21 protein-coding genes and 1 tRNA gene are annotated in these 22,903 nt (G+C 71.2%); 14 read left to right on the forward strand and 8 right to left on the reverse strand.

Annotated elements, in window-relative coordinates; all coding sequences use genetic code 11:
- Positions 1-365: 365 nt before the first annotated feature.
- From ACVGV2_RS03595 to ACVGV2_RS03640, 10 genes are all read left to right on the forward strand, one after another.
- Positions 366-439: transfer RNA gene (locus ACVGV2_RS03595), tRNA-Leu, on the forward strand.
- A 160-nt stretch (positions 440-599) separates the two neighbouring features.
- A complete protein-coding gene (locus ACVGV2_RS03600) occupies positions 600-1,472 on the forward strand; it encodes a nitrilase-related carbon-nitrogen hydrolase (RefSeq protein WP_459164627.1) in 873 nt (290 codons plus the stop codon).
- Between the two features lie 63 nt (positions 1,473-1,535).
- Positions 1,536-2,366, forward strand: coding sequence for a DUF6282 family protein (locus ACVGV2_RS03605; protein WP_459164628.1), 831 nt, complete (start codon positions 1,536-1,538; stop codon positions 2,364-2,366).
- A 144-nt stretch (positions 2,367-2,510) separates the two neighbouring features.
- On the forward strand, positions 2,511-3,335 hold the full coding sequence (locus ACVGV2_RS03610) for an IclR family transcriptional regulator (protein WP_459164629.1): 825 nt from the start codon (positions 2,511-2,513) through the stop codon (positions 3,333-3,335).
- A gap of 19 nt (positions 3,336-3,354) precedes the next feature.
- Positions 3,355-4,281, forward strand: coding sequence for an alpha/beta hydrolase (locus ACVGV2_RS03615; protein WP_459164630.1), 927 nt, complete (start codon positions 3,355-3,357; stop codon positions 4,279-4,281).
- 17 nt (positions 4,282-4,298) lie between these two features.
- Positions 4,299-4,937, forward strand: a complete 639-nt coding sequence (locus ACVGV2_RS03620; protein ID WP_459164631.1) for an ABC transporter permease — start codon at positions 4,299-4,301, stop codon at positions 4,935-4,937.
- Between the two features lie 16 nt (positions 4,938-4,953).
- A complete protein-coding gene (locus tag ACVGV2_RS03625) occupies positions 4,954-6,114 on the forward strand; it encodes an ATP-binding cassette domain-containing protein (protein WP_459164632.1) in 1,161 nt (386 codons plus the stop codon).
- A 4-nt stretch (positions 6,115-6,118) separates the two neighbouring features.
- Positions 6,119-6,925 carry an ABC transporter permease gene (locus ACVGV2_RS03630; protein WP_459164633.1) on the forward strand — a complete coding sequence of 269 codons (807 nt, stop codon included), beginning with the start codon at positions 6,119-6,121 and terminating at the stop codon, positions 6,923-6,925.
- A gap of 29 nt (positions 6,926-6,954) precedes the next feature.
- The gene (locus ACVGV2_RS03635) at positions 6,955-7,962 is read left to right on the forward strand and encodes a glycine betaine ABC transporter substrate-binding protein (protein WP_459164634.1); all 1,008 of its coding nucleotides are present in this window, start codon (positions 6,955-6,957) and stop codon (positions 7,960-7,962) included.
- A gap of 350 nt (positions 7,963-8,312) precedes the next feature.
- On the forward strand, positions 8,313-8,660 hold the full coding sequence (locus tag ACVGV2_RS03640; protein WP_459164635.1) for a histidine triad nucleotide-binding protein: 348 nt from the start codon (positions 8,313-8,315) through the stop codon (positions 8,658-8,660).
- A 19-nt stretch (positions 8,661-8,679) separates the two neighbouring features.
- On the opposite strand, the gene ACVGV2_RS03645 is transcribed toward ACVGV2_RS03640, so the two are convergent.
- From ACVGV2_RS03645 to ACVGV2_RS03660, 4 genes are all read right to left on the reverse strand, one after another.
- Entirely contained in the window at positions 8,680-9,579 is a 900-nt protein-coding gene (locus ACVGV2_RS03645) for an alpha/beta fold hydrolase (protein ID WP_459164636.1), read from the reverse strand.
- A 76-nt stretch (positions 9,580-9,655) separates the two neighbouring features.
- On the reverse strand, positions 9,656-11,815 hold the full coding sequence (locus ACVGV2_RS03650; RefSeq protein ID WP_459164637.1) for a xanthine dehydrogenase family protein molybdopterin-binding subunit: 2,160 nt from the start codon (positions 11,813-11,815) through the stop codon (positions 9,656-9,658).
- Complete coding sequence (locus ACVGV2_RS03655; RefSeq protein ID WP_459164638.1) at positions 11,812-12,774, reverse strand: FAD binding domain-containing protein; 963 nt, start codon at positions 12,772-12,774, stop codon at positions 11,812-11,814. The genes ACVGV2_RS03650 and ACVGV2_RS03655 overlap by 4 nt, the downstream gene beginning before the upstream one ends.
- Entirely contained in the window at positions 12,761-13,213 is a 453-nt protein-coding gene (locus ACVGV2_RS03660; protein ID WP_459164639.1) for a (2Fe-2S)-binding protein, read from the reverse strand. The genes ACVGV2_RS03655 and ACVGV2_RS03660 overlap by 14 nt, the downstream gene beginning before the upstream one ends.
- Positions 13,214-13,449: 236 nt before the next feature.
- Between ACVGV2_RS03660 and ACVGV2_RS03665 the strand changes: the two genes are divergently transcribed.
- Complete coding sequence (locus ACVGV2_RS03665) at positions 13,450-14,022, forward strand: TetR/AcrR family transcriptional regulator (protein ID WP_459164640.1); 573 nt, start codon at positions 13,450-13,452, stop codon at positions 14,020-14,022.
- A gap of 50 nt (positions 14,023-14,072) precedes the next feature.
- Here ACVGV2_RS03665 and ACVGV2_RS03670 read toward each other — a convergent pair whose 3' ends face one another.
- Together ACVGV2_RS03670 and ACVGV2_RS03675 are read right to left on the reverse strand one after the other, a co-directional pair.
- The gene (locus tag ACVGV2_RS03670; RefSeq protein WP_459164641.1) at positions 14,073-14,573 is read right to left on the reverse strand and encodes an NUDIX hydrolase; all 501 of its coding nucleotides are present in this window, start codon (positions 14,571-14,573) and stop codon (positions 14,073-14,075) included.
- Positions 14,574-14,713: 140 nt separating this feature from the next.
- Entirely contained in the window at positions 14,714-15,688 is a 975-nt protein-coding gene (locus ACVGV2_RS03675; protein ID WP_459164642.1) for an NADP-dependent oxidoreductase, read from the reverse strand.
- 1,045 nt (positions 15,689-16,733) lie between these two features.
- On the opposite strand from ACVGV2_RS03675, the gene ACVGV2_RS03680 reads away from it, so the two are divergent.
- The 3 genes from ACVGV2_RS03680 to ACVGV2_RS03690 all read left to right on the forward strand — a co-directional run bounded on the left by ACVGV2_RS03680 (position 16,734) and on the right by ACVGV2_RS03690 (position 20,189).
- Positions 16,734-17,501, forward strand: a complete 768-nt coding sequence (locus ACVGV2_RS03680) for a hypothetical protein (protein ID WP_459164643.1) — start codon at positions 16,734-16,736, stop codon at positions 17,499-17,501.
- A 495-nt stretch (positions 17,502-17,996) separates the two neighbouring features.
- A complete protein-coding gene (yidC, locus tag ACVGV2_RS03685) occupies positions 17,997-19,160 on the forward strand; it encodes a membrane protein insertase YidC (protein WP_459164644.1) in 1,164 nt (387 codons plus the stop codon).
- Between the two features lie 219 nt (positions 19,161-19,379).
- Entirely contained in the window at positions 19,380-20,189 is an 810-nt protein-coding gene (locus tag ACVGV2_RS03690; RefSeq protein WP_459164645.1) for a Bax inhibitor-1/YccA family protein, read from the forward strand.
- A gap of 74 nt (positions 20,190-20,263) precedes the next feature.
- On the opposite strand, the gene ACVGV2_RS03695 is transcribed toward ACVGV2_RS03690, so the two are convergent.
- Both ACVGV2_RS03695 and ACVGV2_RS03700 read right to left on the reverse strand, forming a co-directional pair.
- Positions 20,264-21,484, reverse strand: coding sequence for an acetyl-CoA C-acetyltransferase (locus ACVGV2_RS03695; protein ID WP_459164646.1), 1,221 nt, complete (start codon positions 21,482-21,484; stop codon positions 20,264-20,266).
- A 180-nt stretch (positions 21,485-21,664) separates the two neighbouring features.
- Positions 21,665-22,591 (reverse strand): SGNH/GDSL hydrolase family protein, encoded by a 927-nt coding sequence (locus ACVGV2_RS03700; RefSeq protein ID WP_459164647.1) that lies wholly within the window; start codon positions 22,589-22,591, stop codon positions 21,665-21,667.
- Between the last annotated feature and the right edge of the window lie 312 nt (positions 22,592-22,903).

A 22,903-nucleotide genomic window follows, 5' to 3' on the forward strand; every position in this document is an offset into this window, starting at 1 on the left:
CCCGGGGCTCGCTTGACAGCGCGTAGTCAGTGCTCGAACACTGACCCAACGTGTCGCCTGAAAGAGTGGATCTCGTGCGGGTGAGGGGGAGCCGAGTGGTGGGCCGTTTCGTCGTGCGGGCCGATTTAGCAGTGTCGTTGTGCGCACCGGCCCGACCGCGCCCGTGACGCGCGTGCCCGTGACGGGTCCGTCCGTGCCGCAGGCGTCCGTGAACGCCGCCGGCGGTCGTGCCACGTGGCGTTCCCCGCACCGGACCAGCGTCACCCCACCTGCGGAGTTTCCGGGGCGATGGAACCAACGATGGTGCCGAGACGTCTCACAAGCATGACCCTGGTGTGCTGTGACCGTCGGTAGCCGACGGATCGGCCCCCGTAGCCCAATTGGCAGAGGCAAACGACTTAAAATCGTTCAAGTGTCGGTTCGAACCCGACCGGGGGCACCGCTGAACTGCGAAAACAGTCCGCAGGAGATCGTTGTGGCAGATCTCCTGCGCGGTTGCCCGCTCGGCAACCGGGCTTGCCGCTTCCCCGCCGTACGACTAGAACTGCCGGTCGCGAAGGTCGCGGTGGCGTCATGGCGGTGAAGCGGAGGGATCCTCGATGCGGGTGGCGTTGGCCCAGACCAACTGCGTGCTCGGTGATGTGCGGGCCAACCTCGACGAGGCGCACCGGATGGTCCGGGACGCGGCGGCCGAGGGCGCCGACCTCGTGGTGTTCCCCGAGCTGAGCCTGCACGGCTACGCCCTCGGCCGCGTGCCCGGGGACCGTTCGGTGGGCATGGCCGACGAGCGGCTCGCGGATCTCTCCCGGCACGGCCCGGACGTGCTCCTCGGTGCGCACGAAAGCGGCAGCGTGCGGCGGTTCAACGCGGCGGGCTATTTCACGGGTGGCGCGTTGTTGCACAACCACCGCAAGCTGTACCTGGTCAACTACCTCGACTGGGAGGAGCGCAAGCACGCCGCCCCCGGTCGGAGCCTGCGGGCCTACGACACCCCGCACGGTCGCATGGCCACGCTGATCTGCAACGACGCCTGGCAGCCCCCGTTGCCGTGGTTGGCAGCGCAGGACGGCGCCGAGGTGCTGCTGATCCCGACGAACAGCGCCACCCCTCTGCCATCGCCCGCCGAGGAGGCGCCCGCTGGGCAGGGGTCCGCGGAGGGCGGCGCCGTCGACACGGTGGCGTACTGGCGGGAGCTGTTGCTGTTCATCGCGCGGATGCAGCAGTGCTGGGTGGTCTTCGTCAACCGGGTGGGCGAGGAGAGCGGAGTCTCGTTCTGGGGCGGGTCCCGCGTGGTCGCGCCCTCGGGCGAGGTGGTGGCCGAGGCGCCCCTGCGCGAACCCTTCCTGACCACAGTGGACATCGACGTCGCGCAGGCGCGCCGCCGGCGGCGTGAGCTGCCCCTGCTGCAGGAGGCGCGGTTCGAACTCCTCGCGCGGGAGGCCCGGCGACTGGCCGACGAGGGCGCCGATTGAAACCTGTTGCTGGATCAGCAACGAGCGTTGCGCACCCGGGCCGGTGAGGTCAGTGTGGGAGGCGTGTTCGACTTGCACGTGCACGCGGCCCCGGACGTGACCGAGAGGCGTGCCGATGACCGGCAGACGGTGGCGGCCTACGCCGCGGCGGGTTTCCACGGGTGTGTCCTGAAAGGACACTACGAGTCGACGGTCGGTCGCGCCGCGGCGGCGGGACGCGGCCAGTCGCCGCGGGTGTACGGCGGTGTGGCCCTGAACCAGCACGTGGGCGGGATCAACCCCACCGCCGTCGCGGCGTGCCTCAGCGCCGGCGGACGAGTGGTGTGGATGCCCACCGCCGATGCGCACACGCAGCATGCCGCGAACCTGCCGCGGCTGTGCTGTTCGGTACCGGACCTGCCAACGCGCACCTACGCGATCCCGCCGGTCGACTGGTCGGTCGCCGAGGACGTGCGCACGATCTGCCGGTACGTCGCCGAGGCCGACGCCGTGCTCGCCACCGGGCACATCAGCGCTCCGGAAGTGCGGTGGTTGCTGGATGCGGCGCGCCAGAACGGCGTGCGCCGACTGCTGCTCACCCACCCCTCCTACACGGTGCCGGCCATGAGCGCGGCCGAAGCGGCCGAGTTCGCCGAGGCGGGCGGGTTCGTCGAGATCACCGCGTTCCAGCTGCTGCACCAGCCGGGATGCACCCCGCGCGGGTTGGCAGCCTTCGCCGAGGAGGTCGGCCTCGAGCGCGTGGTGCTCTCCTCCGACGCGGGGCAGCCGAACTCGCCGGAACCGCCCGAGGCGCTGACCGCGCTCGTCGACGTGCTGGCCCGCCAGGGACTCGACAGGGGGCGGCTGCTCGCGTGCGCCGGTGACCTGCCCGCGTCCCTCGTCGAGCCGACCTGACCGTCGAGAAGCCCCGGGAAGCGGAACAGTCGCGCTTCCCGCCTCCCCGCAGCGGGCCGGTTGCGCCGCGCGGCCCTGATCAAGATGTTGCTGTACCAGCAACCATCGTTGCTCCCAGCTGCGAGATTCGCCACTATTCCTGCCATGGCAGCGGAGACGGCGTCCAGCGTGCACCGGGCGGTGGCGATCCTGTCCGTTCTCGGCTCGGCGGAGGCCTGCGAGCACGGCGGGTTCGGCGTGGTGGAGATCGCGCGCCGCGTGGGCAAGGAGAAGACCCAGATCTCCCGCGCCCTGCGCGAACTCGAGGACAGCGGGATGGTCGAACGCGACCCCGAGACCATGGTTTACCGGCTCGGTTGGCGGCTGTTCAGCATGGCCGTCAACGTCGGGCGGCAACGCCTGCTGGCGGAGGCGCCGCACGTGCTGCGCCGACTGGTCGCGGCCGCCAAGGAACGCGCGCACCTGACGGTGCTCGACGGCGACGGTGCGCTGACGCTGCTGTCGGAAAGCCCCGTGCGGGCCGTGCAGACCGCTGGCTGGGTGGGTCGCGTGACACCGCTGCACATCACCTCGTCCGGCCGCGCCCTGCTGTTCGACCACGGCGACGACGAGGTCGAGGAGCTCCTCGCGGACGTCTCGTTCGGCGCGGCCGGGCCCGGCGCTGCCCGCGACCTCGCCGAACTGCTGGAACGGCTGAACCGGGCGCGGGCGCGCGGATACGCCCTCGTGGACGAGGAGTTCGAAGAAGGCCTCGTCGCCGCCGCCGCGCCGATCCGCGACCTCCGCGGACGTGTCATCGCCGCTCTCAACATTTCCGCGCCCAAGTTCCGCCTGCAGCGGGAACTGGACAAGGCGGGGCGGATCGTGTGCGCGGCCGCTGGGCAGATCTCCGCGGCGATGGCGGGCGAGGAACCGCTGCCGTCGGTGCCGGACGTGCCGGTCGGAGCGGGCCGCCGCGCACGCAGTTGAAACAACACCGGGAGGAACCGTGCACTCACGCGCTCTGCCATTCTTCAGCAGCGGTCTGCGGCTCGACGCCGACCTGCACCTGCCCGACGACGGGGCCGGCGCCCCGTACCCGGTGGTGCTTCCCTCCTCCGGTTACCAGGGGCTCAAGGTCATCCACCCCGAACGGTTCGCCCGCGCGCTGGCGCCGCGCGGCTACGCGGTGCTCACCTTCGACTACCGCGGATTCGGCCTCAGCGAAGGCGAACGCGGCCGGCTCGTCCCGCAGGAGTGGGTCGAGGACCTGCGCGCCGCCGTGGACCGCGTCTCGGCGCTGCCGGAGATCGACGCCGACCGGGTCGGCCTGCTCGGCTGGGGCATGGGCGGTGGCGTCGTGGTGGCCGAGGCGGCCGAGGACCCGCGGGTGGCAGCGGTGGTGTGCGCCAACGGGATCGGCGACGGCAACCGGTCGACCAGGGCGATGCACGACGAGGACAGCTGGCGGCGCCTGCAGGAGCGCGTGGTCGCCGACCGCGCCCGGCGGACGGAACTGGGGCGGTCCGAAGTGGCCTCGCCGTGGGACATCGTGCGGTTGGACCTGGACACCGCCACCGACGGCTACGTGGGCGAGGAGTTGTACCGCGCACCGGGATTCGGCTCCGGCGTGACGCTGCAATCCGCCGAGATGCTGCTGCGGTTCCGCCCCGAGGCGGTCGCCGACCAGCTCGCGCCGCGTCCGCTGCTGATCGTGCACGGCGGCGAGAACGAACTGCACAAGCCGGCCGAGGCGCGTTCGCTGTACGAGCACGCCGCCGAACCGAAACGCCTGGAGATCCTCGAAGGTCGCGGCCACACGGAGTGGATGTTCGACGAACACCCGACTTTCCGCGACCTGATCGGGATGGTCGACTCCTTCCTGGCCGAACCGCTCGGTTCCGCGGGCTTCGGGCAAGCCCCGGTGAGCGCTTAGCAGCGAAGTGGGACGCGATGGGATTCCTCGAGTACTTCGCCGAGAACTGGCCGGAAGTGGCGGCGGCCACGCTCGACCACGCGGTGCTCGTGCTGCAGGGCCTCGGGCTGGCCGTGCTGATCGGCATTCCGCTGGCGATCGCGATCTACCGCACCGACCGGGCCCGCACCGTCGTCCTCGGGTGCACGTCCACGTTCCTGACCATCCCCTCGTACGCGCTGTTCGGGCTGCTCATCGCACCGCTCGGACTGGGAAGCGGCCCGTCGGTGGTCGCGCTGACCATGTACGCGCTGCTGCCGGTGATGCGCAACGCGGTGGTGGGGCTGCGGGAAGTCGACCCCGCCGTCGTCGAATCGGCCAAGGGAATGGGCATGAACCGGCTGCGGCGGCTCGTCTCGGTCGAGTTCCCGCTGGCGTGGCCCGTCGTGATCACGGGCCTGCGGGTGGCCGCGCAGCTGCTGCTGGGGATCGCGGCGATCGCCGCCGCGGTCAACGGCCCCGGACTGGGCAACCTCATCCTCGACGGGTTGTCCAAGGCCGGCACGCCGTTCGCGATCTACCTGACGTTGGAGGGCATCGCCGGGATCATCCTGCTCGCCGTGCTCTTCGACGGCCTGTTCGCCCTGTTGAACCGACTCACCACACCCCCTCGGTGACCGGCGGGAGGCAACCATGACCGGCACGACGCGCGCGGAGCGCACCATGATCCGCCTGGAAGGCCTGAGCAAGTCCTACCCCGGGCAGTCCTCGGCCGCGGTCGAGCACCTCGACCTGGACATCCCCGCGGGGCGGATCGTGGTGTTCGTCGGACCGTCGGGCTGCGGCAAGACCACCACGATGAAGCTGATCAACAGGCTGATCGAGCCGACCTCGGGCCGCATCCACCTCGACGGAACCGACGTCACCGAGGTGAACCCGGACGAACTCCGCCGCACGATCGGCTACAGCATCCAGCAGACCGGGCTGTTCCCGCACCGCACCGTCGGCGACAACATCGCAACGGTGCCCAGGATGCTCGGCTGGAGCGCCGCGCGCGTCCGCGCACGCGCCGACGAACTGCTCGAACTGGTCGGTCTGGACCCGGCCCGCTACCGCGACCGCTACCCCAAGCAGCTCTCCGGCGGGCAGCAGCAGCGCGTCGGCGTCGCACGAGCCCTCGGCGGTGACCCGGCGGTGATGCTCATGGACGAACCGTTCGGCGCGATCGACCCGCTCAACCGCGCGGCGCTGCAGAACGAGTTCCTGCGCATCCAGTCCGAACTGCGCAAGACGATCGTGTTCGTCACGCACGACATCGACGAGGCGATCAAGATGGGCGACCGCATCGCCATCTTCCGCGAGGGCGGCACCGTGGCCCAGTACGACACCCCGGAGAACATCCTCGCCGAACCGGCCGACGAGTTCGTCGCCGACTTCCTCGGCACGGGCACCGCCGTCAAACGCCTTTCGCTGGCCACCCTCGAATCCGTGCCGGTTCCGCGGTGGCCCGCGGCGCGGGCGGACATGACCGGTGCGGAGCGGGCCGCCCTGGTCCGGGAGCGCGGTGAGGAATTCCTGCCGATGCTCGACGCGCACGGCCGCCCGACCGGTTGGCTGCCGCGGGAAGCGGCAGGTGCAGGTGGTGCGGAAATGCCGCTGATCACGCGGCTCGGCCCGGCGGACACGCTGTTCGCAGCGCTCGACGCGATGCTGTCGCACAACTCCTCGGCGACGGTCGTCGTCGACGAGCACGGCACCTACCGCGGAGTGCTGGAGCTGGACTCGCTCCGCGAGCTGCTGAACACCCGCGTCGCCGCCACGACGCGGGCCTGCGACGAGCTGCAGGGGATGTAGCGCGATGGCCGTCCTCACCCGCGACCCCACCACCGGCCGGCCCGCCCGCGGCGTACCGGCCGGGATCGTGACGGCGGCGCGCTACGCGGCGAGGCCGGTGGCGCTGGCGGTGGTGCTGGCCGCCCTGCACGCCCACGTCTCCGCCCAGCCGCTGGACCTCATCGAACAGCGCAGCCTCAACGCCGACTACGTGCTCAGCCGGTTCGTCCAACACCTGCTGCTGACCGTCACGACGTCGGCCGTGGTCCTCGCGATCGCGATCCCCGCCGGTGTGCTGCTCACGCGCTCCTGGAGCCGGTCGCTGTCCGCGCCGCTGCTGACCGTTGCCAACCTCGGTCAGGCGATCCCCTCCATCGGACTGATCGTGCTGCTCGCGGTGACCTTCCTCAGCCTGGGGGTCAACGCGATCGCGATCATCGCGTTTGTCATCTACGGCATCCTGCCGGTGCTGCGCAACACGCTCGCCGGGCTGCAACAGGTCGACCCCGCGGTGATCGAGGCGGCCCGGGGGATGGGCATGACGCGAACGGAGGTGCTGTGGAAGATCGAACTGCCGCTGGCCGTGCCCGTGATGCTGGCCGGCATCCGCACCGCCCTGGTCATCACCGTGGGAACGGTGGCACTGGCGACGTTCGTCGGCGCCGGCGGGCTCGGCGACATCATCTCCAACGGCATCAACTCGAACCGGAACCTGGTGCTGGTCACCGGCAGCGTCCTCGTCGCGGCGCTGGCGCTGCTGATCGACTGGATCGCGGGGATCGCCGAGGATTTCCTGCACCCGCGCGGGATCCGGGCCGGCGATCACGACTAGCGGTCGCCGCGGATCAGGGAGGTTTCACGTTGCGATCACTGCACCAACGACGGTCCCGCGCCGCGACCGCACTGCTGAGCCTCGTCGCGGTGCTCGTCAGCGGCTGCGCCGGCGTGCCCGGCGAGGGCAACGACGCGCCCACCGGCGCCGCCCTGCGCGGCGGGTCGATCGCGCACGACTTCGACCTGCGCGGTGCGGAGTTCACGGTGGGCTCCAAGGAGTTCACCGAGCAGACCGTTCTCGGCGAGATCATGATCAACGCGCTGCGTGCGGCCGGAGCCAGCACGCAGGACCAAACCGGCCTGTCCGGATCGACGATCACCCGGGAGGCGCTGACCAACGGCGAGATCGACATGTACTGGGAGTACGCCGGCACCGGTTGGTCGATGTACCTCGGCCACGACAACCCGATCCCCGGCGAGCGCGCCCAGTACGAGGCCGTCAAGCGGGAAGACCAGCAGCGCAACGACATCGCCTGGTTGGGACCGGCGCGTTTCGGCAACACCTACGCGATCGCCCGCGCCTCCGACGCGAGCGGTCCGGCGGGCCAGGTGGACGACCTCGGAGAATTGGGCCGCCTGGCCGAACACCACCCAGAGGAGGCCAGCGTCTGCGGCGCCGCCGAGTTCCTGGACCGCGAATTCCAGCCGATGCAGCAGGCTTACGACTTCCGGATCCCGGCCAAGCACACCTACCAGAACGACTTCGCGCTGAACTTCGTCAACGCGGCCAAGGGCAGCCCGTGCAACTTCGCCGAGGTGTTCACCACCGACGCCCGGCTGGAATCACTGGACCTGCAGGTGCTCGAGGACCCGCGCACGCACTTCGACACCCAGCTGGCCGCGCTGACCGTGCGCGAGGAAACGGTGCGCGAGCACCCGCAGGTGCGCGAGCTGGCCCGCCGCATCGGCCACGACCTGACCACCGACACCATGATCGAGCTCAACGGCATGGTCGACATGCGGGGAGCCAGCCCGCAGGAGGCCGCGCTGCACTTCCTGCGCGAGCACGGCTACATCGGCGGCGGGCAGCGCTGACCGGCAGTGCGAGCACCGACCCCTCGAAACTGGCGCATGCGGCGAAACAGCTGGTCGTCACCGGCACTGGTAGACGGCCCAGCCTGGTCGCGAGGGTCGGTGCGGAGTGGTGGTCGAAATTCCCCGCGGCCTCGAAAGCGCGTGCTGGGAAACCGCGGTCGGAGTCCCCGGAGCCCTCGTGCCTGTTGCCGCGGCCCCGCACCCCTCGCCGGGGCCGGGTGCGCGTGCGCGCGTTGGCCGGGCGCCGGGTGGGCTCCGGTAGGCTCCCGCGCGGGACAGCGCGACCGGCAGTGCGACCGGCAGTGCCATCGGCAGCGCGACCGGCGTGGAAGAGGGGAGTTGTGGCGAACATGGCCGAGGAATGTCCGTTCTGCGAGATCGTGCGTGGTGCGGCGCCCGCAGACGTGGTCCGCGAAACCGACCGCGTGCTCGCCTTTCGCGACCTGCACCCGCAGGGCCCCAACCACGTGCTGGTGATCCCGAAGGAACACCACCCCCACCTGGCGTCGCTGCGGGCCGCGGACAGCGCGCTCGCCGGCGAGCTGGTCCTCGAAGCGCACCAGGTGGCGCTGGACGAGGGCATCGCGGAAACCGGCTACCGCCTGGTGTGCAACACCGGTCGCAACGGCGGCCAGACCGTGTCGCACCTGCACTGGCACGTGCTCGGCGGACGCCCGTTCAGCTGGCCTCCCGGCTGAGCCGCTGCCGGCGGTGCGTTCATCCGCGCGGCTCGTCGCGCTCGGTCGCCGAAGAACCGTCCTCGGCGAGGAATTCGGCGATCAGCCCGTTGACCCGCTGCGGCGACTGGCGGTTCGGCCAGTGCCCGTTGCCCGGCAGGACCTCCAACCGCGCACCAGGAACACGCCGCGCCGCGGCGGCAGTGTGCCGCGGCTTGACCGCGATGTCCGCGTCTCCCTGGATGAACAGCGTCGGGCACGCGATCTCGTGCAGGCGGGGCCGCAGGTCCACGTTCATCGAGCGGAAACCGATCGAGGCGTTCTGCCAGTCGGACGCACCGGCGCCGTTGGCCAGCACTTCCCGGTGGATCTCGTCGACGACCTCGTCGAAGTCGTCGACCGGGCCGGCGAACAGCGCTCGCCTCGCGAGCCGGGCGACCATCGCCCTGCTCCGGAAGATGCGGCTCGACAGCCGGGCGCTGGGACCGGACAGCTGCGCGGCCAACCACAGCAGTTGGTGCACGCCGGGCGGAAACGAGATGATGCCGGCCGGCGCCAACGCGACGAGCTCGCGGACCCGGTCCGGACGTTCGATCGCGTAGGCCAGGGCGAGCGCTCCGCCCTGGGAGAGGCCGACGATGCTGACGCTGCCGATTCCGAAGTGGTCGAGGACTTCGGAAATGCAGCGCAGCATCCGGTCGTGGCCCGCTGAGCCGTGCCACGGCCTGCTGGCGCCCTGCTTGGGCCAGTCCATCGCGAAAACCCGGTGCTCGGTCGCGAGCGCGGGGATGAGGTGCCGCCAGCTCAGCAGCGCGTTGTCCAGTCCGGCGCCGCTGAGCAGCAGCACCGCCGATCCCCGTTCGCCCGCGCGAACGACCCGCAGGGGTCCTTCGGCAAAGTCGATGAACGTGCTGCGCTGCGCCTGCGGTCCGTCGTTCACGCTGATCACCTCTCGTTGCCGGCGCTCGACAACGAGCGCACCAGCGTGCCGCAACTCGCCGAGCAGTCGGAGCGCGTCAGCCGTCCAGGAGGTCCTCCAGCTTGACCGGGATGCGGCGGACGCGAATTCCCGTGGCGTCGTACAGGGCGTTGGTGACGGCCGCCGCCATGCCGACGATGCCGATCTCACCCACGCCCTTCGCGCCGACGGCATTGTGCAACGTGTCCGGGTGCTGGACGAAATCCACGCCCACGTCGGGCACGTCCGCGTTCACCGGCAGCAGGTACTCCGCGAAATCGCCGTTGGCCAACCGGCCGTCGTCCTCGATCTCCAAGCCCTCGTGCAGCGCAGCGGAAACGCCCCAGATCATGCCGCCGACGAGCTGGCTGCGCGCCGCCTTCTCGTTGACGATCCGGCCCGCGTCGAACACGCCGAGCATGCGGGAAACCCGGATCTCGCGGGTCAACCGGTGCACGCGGACCTCGCAGAACTGGGCGCCGAACGAGCTGAACGAGTGCTTCGACAGCTCCTCGCCAGGGGCCGAGGATCCGGTCGCGGACAGCGACGTGCGGTCCAACGCCCGCAGCAGCTCGCCGAACGTCATCGAGCGGTCACCGGCGAGCACGCGCCCCCGGTCGTAGGTGACCTCCGCGCCCTCGAACGGTGCGCCCGCCGCGGACGCCAGCGCGACCAGCTCGTCGATGACCTCGGTCGCGGCGACCGTGGTGGCCGAGCCGGCGCTCGCCGTGGCGGTGGAGCCACCGGACATGCCGCCGGACGGGAAGGTCGAATCACCCAGCCGCGGGGTGATCTGCTCCGGTGTGATGTCCAGCGACTCGGCCCCCACCGTGGCGAGCACGGTCAGCAGCCCGGTTCCCGGGTCGGCACCGCTGGTCGCGACCACCGCCGTGTCGTCGTCCCGCAAGGTGACCTCGACGCTCGCGGGGAAGCGCATCGCCGGGAACATCGCGGTCGCCACGCCCGTGCCGACCTGCCAGTCGCCCTCGGTGCGGCCGCGCGGCGCGCGGTCGGCCCAGCCGAAGCGCTCGGCACCGATGCGGAAGCACTCGTCCAGGTGCTTGTCGGACCACTGCAGCTCCTTGCCGGGCGGCGCGGTCGAATCGTTGCGCATGCGCAGCTCGATCGGATCCATCTCCAGCGCGACCGCCAGCTCGTCGAGCGCGCTTTCCAGCGCGAACGAGCCCGGGGCCTCGCCAGGGGCGCGCATGAAGGTCGTCGGCGGGACGTTCAACGGCACGATCCGTTGGCTCACGGCGAGGTTCCTGGTGGCGTACCACTCGCGCGAGGTGCCGTGCGAGGTCGGTTCGACGAACGACCGGTCCGCATCCGTGCTGCACCACGAGTCGTGCCGCAGCGCCGCCAGCGTCCCGTCCGCGTCCGCACCGAGGGAGACCCGCTGCACCGTTCCGGCACGGCCGGCCGTGGCGGTGAAGACCTGCTCCCGGGAGAGCGCGGCCTTCACCGGCCTGCCGAGCTCCCTGGCCGCGGCCGATGCCAGCAACGCCGGCGCGGAAGTGCGCGCCTTTCCGCCGAAAGCCCCGCCCACGAACGGGTTCACCGCGCGGACCGCCGACGCGTCCACCCCCAGCGCCGTGGCCAGCTCCGCCGCCTGCAGGTCGGATCCCTGGTTGCCGCTGTAGACGGTCAGAGTCCCGCCTTCCCACACCGCGACCGCGGAATGCGGTTCCATCGCGGCGTGGTTCTGCGGCGCGGTCCGGTACGTCGCCTCGATCCTCTTCGGACTCGCAGTAATCGCGTCCGCAATGGACTCGGTTCCTTCGGTGAGGATTTCGAGGTCCTCGTTGGACGGATCGGTTTCAGCTGCGGGCAGACCGTCCTCCAGCGACGTCAGCGCCGGCCGCTCGCAGTAGGAGACGTCGACGAGCATCGCAGCGTCCCGGGCCTGCTCGAACGTTTCGGCCACCACGAACCCGATCGGCTGGCCGCGGTGGGAGACGGTGCGGTCCTGCAGCGGAGCCCGGCCCTCGCCGAAGACCGGTGAGCTCGGCGCGTGCAGGCCGAGCGGGGAGAACGGCGTGTACACGGCGAGCACCCCGGCCGAGTCCGCTGCCCTCGTGACGTCCACGTCCTCGATCTCGCCGTTGGCGATCGTGCTGAGCACGAGGTATCCGTGGACCGTGCCGGGGAGGTTGCGGTCCACCCCGTAATCGGCCCTGCCGGTGACTTTGAGCGGGCCGTCCAGCCGACTGGTCACGAGCGGCTCCCTTCGGTCACTTCGAGCAGTGCGCGGACAACGGTCCGCTTCAACAGGGGTACTTTGAAACCGTTGTCGGACAACGGTTCTGCTCCTTCGGAGGCAGCGGAAGCGGCGTTGTCGAAGGACTCGGCCGTCGCGGGCGCACCACGCAGGGCGTCCTCGACGGCGGGCAGCCGCCACGGCACGGTCGCCACACCGCCGACAGCAACCCGGACGTCCGCGACGTGCGCGTCCTGCACGTCCAGCGCGACCGCGGCCGAGCACAGCGCGAACTCGTAGGACTGCCGGTCCCGCACCTTGACGTAGGTGGAACGCGCCGCCCAGTCCAGCCGCGGCACCAGCACCTCGCTGATCAGCTCACCGGGACGCAGGACGTTCTCCACCTCCGGGGTGTCCCCGGGAAGGCGGTAGAAGTCGGCCAGTTCGACGGTGCGGCTCCCGCTCTCGCCGACGAGCCGGACCTTCGCGTCGAGCGCGACCAGCGCGACCGCCAGGTCGCTGGCGTGCGTGGCCACGCACGCATCACTCGTGCCCAGCACGGCGTGCATCCGGTTGTTCCCGGCGATGGCCGAGCATCCGCTGCCGGGCTCCCGCTTGTTGCAGGGCATCGTCACATCGCGGAAGTACGTGCAGCGGGTGCGCTGCACGAGGTTTCCGCCGATGCTGGCCATGTTCCGCAACTGCTGCGAAGCGCTCAGCGACAGCGCGCGCGTGATCGCCGGGTACACACCGGGATGTTCGGCGACGTCGCTCATCCGCTCCAGCGCGCCGATCCGCAGCCCGTCGGCGGTGTCGATGCCGCGCAACGGCAACCGGTTGATGTCCTGCACGTGCTGCGGTGCGACGACGTTGAGCTTCATCAGGTCGACGAGGGTGGTTCCGCCGGCCAGGAACGTCCCCGCGGAGGTCAGCGCGTCGTCGACGGTCGCGGGTGCTGTGAGTTCAAAGGGGCGCATCGGCCTGCCTCGCTTGTTCGACTGCGGCGATGATGTTCGGGTAGGCCGCGCAACGGCAGATGTTGCCGGACATGAATTCCCGGACGTCGTCGACGTCCTGCTGCACGGCGGCAACCGCCGACATGATCTGCCCCGAGGTGCAGAAGCCGCACTGCAGCGCGTCCTGGTCGACGAACGCCTGCTGCACCGGGTGCATGCCGTCCTCATCGGACAGGCCTTCCACGGTGATGACGGGCTGCTGCACGGTGGCGGCCAGGGTCAGGCACGAAAGCACCGGCCTGCCGCCGACGTGCACGGTGCAGGCACCGCACTGGCCGCGGTCGCAGCCCTTCTTCGGGCCGGTGATGCCGAGGCGTTCGCGCAGTGCGTCCAACAGGGTCACGCCGGGGTCGACGTCGAGCCGTTCCGCGCTGCCGTTGATTTCGAGTGAGATGTCCACAGGCTCTCTTTCGCGGATCGCCCACGCGGGACACCCATGGCGGGCATGGGTCGTGGTGGTGGGATTCGAAGTCGAGTCGTCGGATCGAGCCGGATATTCATCCGGTTGATCTCGTTGGCGAGGCTACCGGATTCCCTCCGCGCCGCAATCGGCGGGCCCACCGCGAGGTCGCTGCCCGTGCAGCGGGCCGTTGCACTACATTTCCCACGAGCCGAGGCAACGATCGGGGAGGGACGATGACGACGGGCTCGGTCAGCCCTCGACGCGCGGACACCCGACGCAACCACGAACGCATCCTCACCGCGGCAGCCGAGTCGCTGGCCGCCTCGGAAGCGCTGTCGTTCAACGCCATCGCGAAGCAGGCCGGCGTGGGCGTCGGAACCGTGTACCGGCACTTCCCCACCCCGGAAGCGCTCATCCTGGCGGTCTACCGGCGAGAACTGCGACACCTCGTCGACGTCGTCCCGCGCCTGCTCGACGAGCACTCCCCGGAACAGGCCTTCCGGACCTGGGTGACCGATCACCTGGCCCACCACATGATGACCAAGCGCGGTCTGGCCCGGGCTCTCGGCGCCGCCGCGGCCGCACCCGGGACCTGGCCCGAGGACGCCCACGAAACCATGGCCGGCGCGGTCGCCGCCCTGCTGGAGGCCAACGTCCGGGCCGGGACGGTCCGCGCCGATCTGGACGCGGAAACGGTGCTGCGCGGACTGTGCGGCCTGATCCACCTCGATCCCGGCGGCGACTGGCGGAACCGGACCGCGAACTTGGCCGACCTGCTGTGGCGGGGCATGCGCAACGACGGTTGAGGCCGACCCGTTCCGCTGGCGAAGGGCCGCGCAGCGCGGCCGGCGCGGGCTCACCCCCGGTGTGCCCGCCCGCCGGCCTCCGGCGGGCGGGAGCTGCCGGAAACACCGGTGCTCGCCGGCCAGCCCGGTGTGCTGAGGCTGCGACCGGTGCGGTAACCGCGGATGCCGGCGGCGGGGTAGGAGATGAGTTCGACCGGCAGCTCGTCGAGGTCGAACCAGCGCAGCTCGGAGCACTTGGCGGGTTCGCGGTTGACGGGCTCGCCCTCCCAGTCGCGGGCCTCGAAGAACAGCCCGAGCCGCGGCTCGAGCCCCGGGGCGGTGACGTGCGCCGTGTGCACGTGGCGCAGCGCCGAAGCGGCGAGGCGCACCCCGATCTCCTCGGCGACCTCGCGGCGGGCCGCATCGAGCACCGATTCGCCGGCCTCGAGCTTGCCGCTGGGCAGGTGCCACATCCCGTCGAACTCGCCGTGCGCGTCGCGCCGCTTGCTCAGCAGCAGCGACGTGCCGCTGACGAGCAGCACGTGGACGTCGACGGGATGCCGTTCGGCCATTTCGGAGTGTCCGGTGTGGATCGGTCGTTCTTGGTCGTTCTGAAGCAGCAATGCTTTTCGGTTAATCCGCTGTGCGCAGCGGGCGAGCATGCGGACCGTGCCCGGTTTTCGGCAGCGACTCCGCGCGCACCGCCCGTGCCTCACACGCCCTGCCGGTGGTCGTCGTGCTCGACGCCCGACGGCAGGATGATCAAACGTCCGCGCACGCCGCCGCCCTCGAGCGCCCGGTGTGCCTCGGAGGCGCGCTCCGGCGGGAAGGTGCTCGCCACGCGAAGGCTCAGCACCCCGTTCTCCGCCTGCTCGCGCAGTTCGTCCAGCTTGGCGTGCTCGCGGGCGTAGTGCACCACGAGCGTGGGGCGCACCTCGATGTCGCGGTCGTAGTGGCCGCGCCAGCCGCGCACGCTGGTGATCGCACCGCCGTCGCGCACCGCGGGCAGCAGCGGTTCACCCTGCACGGAACCATCGGCGAGTCCGTCCACACCGCCCGCTACCTCGTTGCGGATCGCTTCGGCCACCTGCTCGCCGCGGGGCACCACCACGTCCGCACCGAGGTCGCGGACCAGTTGTTCGTCCTTGCGCGCCGCGTCGGCGACGACGCGCAGACCCGCTGCCTTGGCGAGCTGGATGACGTAGCCGCCGTACGCGCCGGCCGCTCCCGTGACGGCCAGCGTCGAGCCCGGGCCCAGGTCCAGCAGGTCCAGCGACATGCGCGCGGTGAGCCCGTTCATCGGCAACGTCGCGGCCTCGGCGTGGCTCGTACCGGCCGGAGCGCGGGTCACCGACTCGGCGGGCAGGACGATCTTCTCCACGTAGGCTCCGTGCGAACCCATGGGCAGGACGATGCCCATGGCGCGGTCGCCCACGGCGAGGTCGGTGCGCGTTCCCTCGCCGACGGCGTCGACGATCCCGGCGACGTCCATACCGGGCACGTAGGGCGGGTCGTGCTCTTCCAGGCTCTTCCGACGCGCACCGTTGCGCACGTAGGTGTCGGTCGGGTTCACGGCTGCGGCGAGCACTCGGAGGCGGATCTCCCCGGGGCCCGCGGTCGGCTCGGCGACGTCGTGCTCCTGCAGGGCCTCGGGCCCGCCGAATTCGGTCACTCCCACTGCTCGCATGCACCGGGCAACGTGCTTGATCCACGCACTATTCCGCCGGTGGGGTGGAAGGCTCCCGCCGCCGGCCCCGCCGGGCGGGATCGTCGGCGCCTGCGGCCTGGAACCGCGGCCGAGTTCTCACCGCTTCGCGCTCTTCCCAGCGCACACTCCTGTGGACAACCCCGCCCTTGGGGATAACTTGTACTCCGTTCGTGTGGGGATAACTCACAATTTTCATGAAAATTGTGCTCTCTGGAATGGGTCCAGATTTGTGGTGGGGGCTGTTCGGGTGGGGAGCGGGCAGCGGAACGAGGTGTGCGGAAGTGTGCGCAGGCTCATCGGTCCGGCGCACGGGGCGGACTTTCGCGGTCCGTCTGTGGTGGCGACAATCTGCGCGATGACCAACGAGCGCGCGCAGCCCCCGAACGGCCCGCGACGGCCCGGAGCGCCGGGATCGGCGACACCGCGGCCCCCCGAAGGGGCGGAGACGCGTCAGACGCCGGAGCAGTCATCTGACCAGGGCGCGCCCGGCTCCGAAATGCCCTCGCAGCCCCCTTCCGCGCCCGGGCGGCAGGCCCCGAACACGTCGGCCGGTCCGCCGCCCGGTCCGCAGGGTGCGCCGCCACCGCCTGCGCAGGGTGCTGCCGGTCAGGGTGCTGCCGGTCGGGGTGTTGTCGGGCAGGGTGCTCCGCCGCAGCAACCGCAGGGGTCTCCGTCGCACGGCTCCCCGGGGGTGTACGGGCCTCCACCGGGGCCGCAGGGACCGCCACCACCGGCTGCGCAGGGCGCCGCTGGGCAGGGCGCGCCGCCGCAGGCCGCCCCGGGCGTGCACGGGCCCCCACCAGGGCCGCAGGGGCCGCCACCACCGCAAGGACCGGGGCAGCACGGACAGTCGCCTGGACCACAGCACCCCAGTCCTCAGCACCCCGGTCCTCAGCACCCGAGCCCGCAGCACCCCGGAGCGATGGGACCACCCCCGCAGGGCCCACCCGGTCAGCAGGGGCCACCTCCGCAGGGCCCACCCGGTCAGCAGGGGCCAGGCGGGTCGGGGCATCCATCTCCGGGCGTGCCAGGCGCAGCGCCGCAGACGCCGCCCGGGCCGCCACCGGCCCAGCCCGGCGGAGCACCCCCACCGCCACCGCCGGGTGCGCAGGCGGGGCAGGCGATGCAGGCCGGCGCGCCACCCGGTTACCAGCCCGGACCGCCGGCAGCCGGGCCGCCGCTCGCGCCACCGGAACAGGCGCAGCCGGGCTCGGGAGTGCCCGGCTACCAGCCGCCGCAGCAACCGCAGCCGACGCGCGTCCAACCCGCCTCCGCCGAGCCGCACGACCCGTACGAGGAAGAGCGCTACGGCTACTGGGACGGCGATCCCGCCTACGACGACCCCGCTTACGACGACCCCGCCTACGGCGAACCGGAGCCGTACCGCGAGCCCGAACCTCGTTCGCGCCGGCGCTCCCGCCGCGATGACCGCGATGACCGCGATGACCGGGATGACCGCCACGAGCCGGAACCACGCCGCGAGCGCCGCGAGCGCCGCGGGGGCGGCGGTGTGCCGCTGCCCAGCGCCTCGGCAGCGGGGCGCACGATCCAACTGGTCACCGGTCTCATCGCGCTGGCGTTCGTGCTGCACATCGTGTTCGTGGTGGCGGGCGCGAACCAGGGCAACGGGTTCGTGTCGTTCACCTACACCGTGGCGAAGACGTTCGTGTTCGGGCTGGGCGACGTCTTCCAGCCCGGCGATGCGAGGCTCGGCGTCATCGTCAACTACGGTCTGGCCGCGTTGATCTACCTGTGGGGCGGGCGGCTCGTCGGCCGCGCTCTGAAGGGGTAGCGGTCGGCGCACGCTGAGCTCTCCGATGTCGCACGCTCGGCCTCGCACCGCCTGCGGGCGGTTCCGGCGCGCAGCGCACCGCCCTCCGTGGAAGGGTCGGCGGAGCAGTCCGCCGACCTCGACCGGGCCACTGCGGCGTATCCTGAACGGTGTGCCGCTCTGGGCACAGCACGCAGCGGCTGTTCGCACGTTCGGGTGTATCAGGACGCACTGGTAAGCGCACCGGTCCTGCCGCTGCACCTCGGGCCGGCGCCGAGCCGGGGCGACCGCGGCACGCGTCCGTCCCGGCAGCACCCCAACCAGAAGCACCCCGACCAAGAGGGGCGGCATCCCGCGACCAGGACGGCTAGCGGCCCGCTGCGCTGCGACGGCGGCCGCCGGGGGGTGCGGGCGCTGCGGCGGCCGCATGGCACCCTGGTGTGGTTGGCCCTTGTGGGGCGGCCGAGCATGCGCGCCCGTCGGCGGGCGCGTTCCAGGCGTGACCGGGAGTAGTGAGTGTCCGAAATTTTCGCCTTCATCCTGTACCCGGTGTCGGCCATTCTGTGGTTCTGGCACCAGGTATTCGGCTTCGTCCTCGGGCCGGAAAACGGCTTCGCGTGGGCGTTGTCGGTGTTCTTCCTGGTCTTCACGCTGCGCGTGCTGCTGATCAAGCCGGCGCTGAGCCAGATGCGCTCCGCGCGCAAGATGCAGAAGTTCGCCCCGCAGATCCAGAAGGTCAAGGACAAGTACAAGAACGACCGGCAGCGGCAAGCGCAGGAGATGCAGAAGCTGCAGTCCGAGCACGGGGTGAACCCGCTCGGCGGCTGCTTGCCGGTGCTGGTGCAGCTCCCGGTCTTCCTGAGCCTGTTCCACGTGCTGCGGAACTTCACGCCGGGCGCGGAGAGCAACTACGTCTTCGACGCCGCCGGCGTCGATTCGTTCATCAACGCGCACATCTTCGGTGCGAAGCTGTCCAACACGATCAGCCAGTCGGAAGCCGTGCTGGAGGAATTCGGCACCGACCGGATGTCGATGGTTGCCGTCGGCGTGCCGCTGATGATCGTGGCCTCGGTGGCGACGTTCTTCACGATGCGCATGTCCATGCGCCGGCAGAGCGACATGTCCATGGCGAACCCGCAGACGGCGGCCATGGGCAAGATCATGATGTACATCGCCCCGATCGGCGCGCTGGTCTCCGGCTGGATCCTGCCCATCGCGGTGCTGCTGTACTGGCTGGCCAACAACGCCTGGACCCTGGGACAGCAGCACTTCCTCACCAACAAGGTGGACCGCGAGCAGCAGCGCGAGAAGGAGCAGGAGAAGGAGCGCAAGCAGCAGGTCGCCCGTCCGAAGCCGGGGCAGAAGCCGGTGCGCTCCCAGCCCTCCCAGTCCTCCCAGCCCTCCCAGGGGGAGTCCTCCCAGGACGAGAACGGCAGTGCGGTCGGCGACGAGGACGCCGGCTCCGGCGCGAGGGCCGAACCGGCAGCCGCGGGAAACCGGAACGGCCAGGCCAAGGCGAAGACCAACGGGCAGCCGGGCTCGGGCAAGAAGACCAACGGGCAGCCGGGCTCGGGCAAGTCGCAGAACCAGAACGCGCGCGGCGGAAAGAAGAAGTCGCAGCAGAAGAAGCGCTCCGGCAAGCAGGCCGCCAGCGCGAAGAAGGGCAAGAAGCGACGATAGGGCTGCGCGGCACTCCCGCCGGCAGCCCGGCGTTCGACCGCGTGGTCGGCTGGGCGGGCCCGCTCCGGCGGTGACCTGTGCGGACTCTCACGCGGGCCGGGCGCGCTTGATCGCCGGCCCCCTTCGCGTAGAGTCTGATTCGTCCCTCCGGGAACTGATTCGGGCATCCGTTCGTTGTTCCCCTCGAAGACGGCGCGCACGCACCCTCAGGAGGATGAGTTGCGCACAAGCAGCAACCCCGCGTTCAAGAACCTGCCGTCGCACGGCGGCGGCGGGTACGCGAGTTTCAACTACGGCCAGGCGCAGCCGGGCGGCCGCGGTGCGCCGATGGGGCAGGCGCCGAGCGCGCCGGCGGAGTCGACACGGCCGATGACCATCGACGACGTGGTCACCAAGACGGCGATCACGTTGGCGATCGCGGTGATCACGGGCACGATCACCTACACGTTCGGGCAGCCGGCCCTGGCGCTGGCGCTGCCGGCGGCGATCGTGGGCTTCGTCCTCGCACTGGTAATCATCTTCACCAAGAAGATCCGCCCGGGCCTGGTGATCGCCTACTCCGCGGTGGAGGGCGTGTTCCTCGGCGGCATCAGCTACCTGTTCGCGAACCTCATCACCGGCAACCCCGGCATCATCCTGCAGGCGATCGCGGGCACCGTCGGCGTCTTCGCGGGCATGCTCGTCGTCTACAAGACCGGGGCCGTGCGCGTCACGCCGAAGCTGACGAAGTTCATTATCGGCGGCATCGCCGGCGTGGCCGGGCTGATGCTGGTCAACCTGATCGCGAGCTTCTTCATCTCGGGCGGGTTGGGCCTGCGCGACGGCGGCCCGTTGGCGATCGGCTTCAGCCTGCTGTGCATCGGGCTGGCGGCGTTCAGCTTCCTGCTCGACTTCGACCAGGCCGACCGGGCCATCAAGGAGGGCGTGGACGCCAAGGCCTCCTGGTACATCGCCTTCGGGCTCATGGTCACCCTGATCTGGCTCTACATCGAGATCCTGCGCCTGCTCAGCTACTTCCAGAGCGAGTAGGACGCGGGACCGCGCAGCGGGGTCGGCTTCGGCAGCCGGCCCCGCTTTCGCGTGCGCGGCCCCGGCAGCGGTGCTCAGCTGAGCCGCTCGACGACCATCGCCATGCCCTGACCGCCGCCGACGCACATCGTCTCCAGCCCGTAGCGCTGGTCGTGCCAGTCCAGCGAGTTCAGCAGCGTGCCGGTGATGCGCGCGCCGGTCATGCCGAACGGGTGGCCCACGGCGATGGCGCCGCCGTTGACGTTGAGCTTCTCCAGCGGGATGCCCAGCTGCTTGTAGGACGGGATCACCTGGGCGGCGAAGGCCTCGTTGATCTCCACCAGGTCGATGTCGTCGATGCCCATGCCGGCGCGCTGCAGCGCCTGGCGGGAGGCCTCGACCGGACCGAGCCCCATGATCTCCGGGGACAGCGCGGACACGCCGGTGGAGACGATGCGGGCCAGCGGGGTGAGCCCGAGCTCTTCGGCCTTCGTGTCGCTCATGACGACCACGGCCGCGGCGCCGTCGTTGAGCGGGCACGCGTTGCCGGCGGTGATCCGTCCGTCGGGGCGGAACACCGGTTTCAGCTCCGCGACCGATTCCTTGCTCACGCCCGAGCGCGGGCTGTCGTCGGTGTCGACGACCTGCCCGGAGGAGGTGGTGATCGGGGTGATCTCGCGGGACCAGAACCCGTCGGCGAGGGCCTTCTCGGCGAGGTTCTGCGAGCGCACCCCGAAGTCGTCCATCTCGTCGCGGGAGACGCCCTGCTGCCGGGCGAGGTTCTCCGCGGTCTGGCCCATGGGGATGTAGACGTCGGGCAGCAGGCCGTCCACGCGCGGGTCGGTCCACGTCTCGGCGCCCTGCTCGGCGGTGCGCGCGGTGCGTTCCTGCGCCGGGGTGAACTCGGGGTTCTGGGTGTCCTCCAGCGAGTCCGAGTTGCCCTTCACGAAGCGGGAGACCATCTCCACACCGGCGCTGATGAAGACGTCGCCCTCACCGGCCTTGATGGCGTGCATCGCCATCCGGGTGGTCTGCAGGCTGGAGGAGCAGTAGCGGGTGATGGTGGTGCCGGGCAGGTGGTCGTACCCTAGCAGGACGGCGACCACGCGGGCCATGTTGAAGCCCTGCTCGCCACCGGGCAGGCCGCAGCCGAGCATCAGGTCGTCGATCTCGGTCGGGTCGAGCTGCGGCACCTCGGCCAGCGCCGCGCGCACGATCTGCGCGGTCAGGTCGTCCGGACGGTGCTCGGCCAGCGAGCCCTTCTTGGCGCGGCCGATGGGGGAGCGGGCGGTGGCGACGATGACTGGTTCTGGCATGACGGCTCCTCGGGGGCTGGTGACCTACTGCTCGTTCGTGTTGCGGTGTCCCGCTCGTCTGCGCGTCTCGAGCGCCGGTGCATCTCGCTCGTTGGCGTTTCGCTTCATCGTGACGTCGGCACGCCCCCGCGGACAATACGCAGACCGACCATTCGGTACGCCTGTGACCCACCACGCCGGTCAATCCCCGGACTCCCTCCGGTGCAGTCGCCAGTTCAGCCGACGCACGATGCGGCGAGTGGGGCGGCGCGCTTCGGCAGCCGTCGAACGCGTCGGCGCGGGAGGAAGCGGGCCGCCCTCCCAAGCGCCCAGCACGGCGCTCAACGCGGGCAGCAGCACCTTCGCCGCGGCGTCGTAGCCGGCTGCGGACGGGTGGAAGCGGTCGGGGCTGAAGAACTCGCCGGGCCGGGTGAGGAACTCCGGCGAGAGCAGGTCCGCCAGCGGCACCGCGTACCCGCCGGCGGCCTCGACCTCCCGCCGCTGGGCCTGCGCCAGCGCCAGGCTCCACCGGCTCGCCACGGCGCGCAGCGGCTGCGGGATCGGGCGGATCGCGCCGAGGTCCGGGCAGGTGCCCGCCACGACCGGAACGCCGTCCGCCTGGAAGGAACGCACCGCGTCGCCGAGCAGCCGCCCCGAGGCCGCGATCGGCAGCCGCGACGTCACGTCGTTGGCGCCGATGATGATCAGCACCACGTCCGGGCCGTCGGCGCGCGCCGCCGTCACCTGCCGGGCCAGCTCCTGCGTGGTGGTGCCGACGATCGCGTGCGTGGTCAGCGCGACCGGCCGCTCCAGTTCCTCGGCCAGTTCCCGCGCGATGAGCACCCCGGGGAGCTCCTCGGAGCTGCTCACCCCGAGCCCTGCGGCCGAGGAATCACCCAGCACGGCCAGCGCCAGCGGTTCCGGACCCTCCGCGGTCGAGCCGTCCTGCCGCGTCTGCCCCGTCGGGTGGTAGATCCCGTCGCCGCGCAGCGGGGCGCCGTCGGGCAGCCCGATCACGCGCCGGGCGCGCCGGGACTGGCCGTTGAGCAGGCCGTAGGCCGCCCCGGACAGTCCACCCGCCGCCCCCGCTGCCAGCAGCGCGAGCCGCAGTGCCTTCGCCGCCAGCATCTTCGCCTCCCTCGCGTGTCGTCCGTGGCTGCGCGCCCTCCCCGCGCCCGGACGCCGCGCGGACCGAACGCCGTGGCCTAACGCCGTGCGGACCGGACGCCGTGCGGACCGGACGCCGTGGGGCCGGACGCCGTGCGGGCCGGAACCCGTCGACCGCCGGGAGACCGGACCGGGAGGCCGGACCGGGAAGCCGGACCGACAACGCCCCGGTGTGTCGTGCCCGATGCTGTGCCGGTGCACCGCCGAGGTCAGATTAGGCTCGGCGGCGTCGGTCGGCGAGCAGGACCGTTCCCACCGGGGACCGGCATCCGC

This window comes from Bounagaea algeriensis (assembly GCF_054491375.1).

Coding starts and splice junctions, on each gene's coding strand:
- ACVGV2_RS03600 (WP_459164627.1), top strand. CDS start 600: ATGCGGGTGGCGTTGGCCCAGACCAACTGCGTGCTCGGTGATGTGCGG.
- ACVGV2_RS03610 (WP_459164629.1), top strand. CDS start 2,511: ATGGCAGCGGAGACGGCGTCCAGCGTGCACCGGGCGGTGGCGATCCTG.
- ACVGV2_RS03620 (WP_459164631.1), top strand. CDS start 4,299: ATGGGATTCCTCGAGTACTTCGCCGAGAACTGGCCGGAAGTGGCGGCG.
- ACVGV2_RS03625 (WP_459164632.1), top strand. CDS start 4,954: ATGACCGGCACGACGCGCGCGGAGCGCACCATGATCCGCCTGGAAGGC.
- ACVGV2_RS03630 (WP_459164633.1), top strand. CDS start 6,119: ATGGCCGTCCTCACCCGCGACCCCACCACCGGCCGGCCCGCCCGCGGC.
- ACVGV2_RS03640 (WP_459164635.1), top strand. CDS start 8,313: ATGGCCGAGGAATGTCCGTTCTGCGAGATCGTGCGTGGTGCGGCGCCC.
- ACVGV2_RS03655 (WP_459164638.1), bottom strand. CDS start 12,774: ATGCGCCCCTTTGAACTCACAGCACCCGCGACCGTCGACGACGCGCTG.
- ACVGV2_RS03665 (WP_459164640.1), top strand. CDS start 13,450: ATGACGACGGGCTCGGTCAGCCCTCGACGCGCGGACACCCGACGCAAC.
- ACVGV2_RS03670 (WP_459164641.1), bottom strand. CDS start 14,573: ATGGCCGAACGGCATCCCGTCGACGTCCACGTGCTGCTCGTCAGCGGC.
- ACVGV2_RS03675 (WP_459164642.1), bottom strand. CDS start 15,688: ATGCGAGCAGTGGGAGTGACCGAATTCGGCGGGCCCGAGGCCCTGCAG.
- ACVGV2_RS03695 (WP_459164646.1), bottom strand. CDS start 21,484: ATGCCAGAACCAGTCATCGTCGCCACCGCCCGCTCCCCCATCGGCCGC.
- ACVGV2_RS03700 (WP_459164647.1), bottom strand. CDS start 22,591: ATGCTGGCGGCGAAGGCACTGCGGCTCGCGCTGCTGGCAGCGGGGGCG.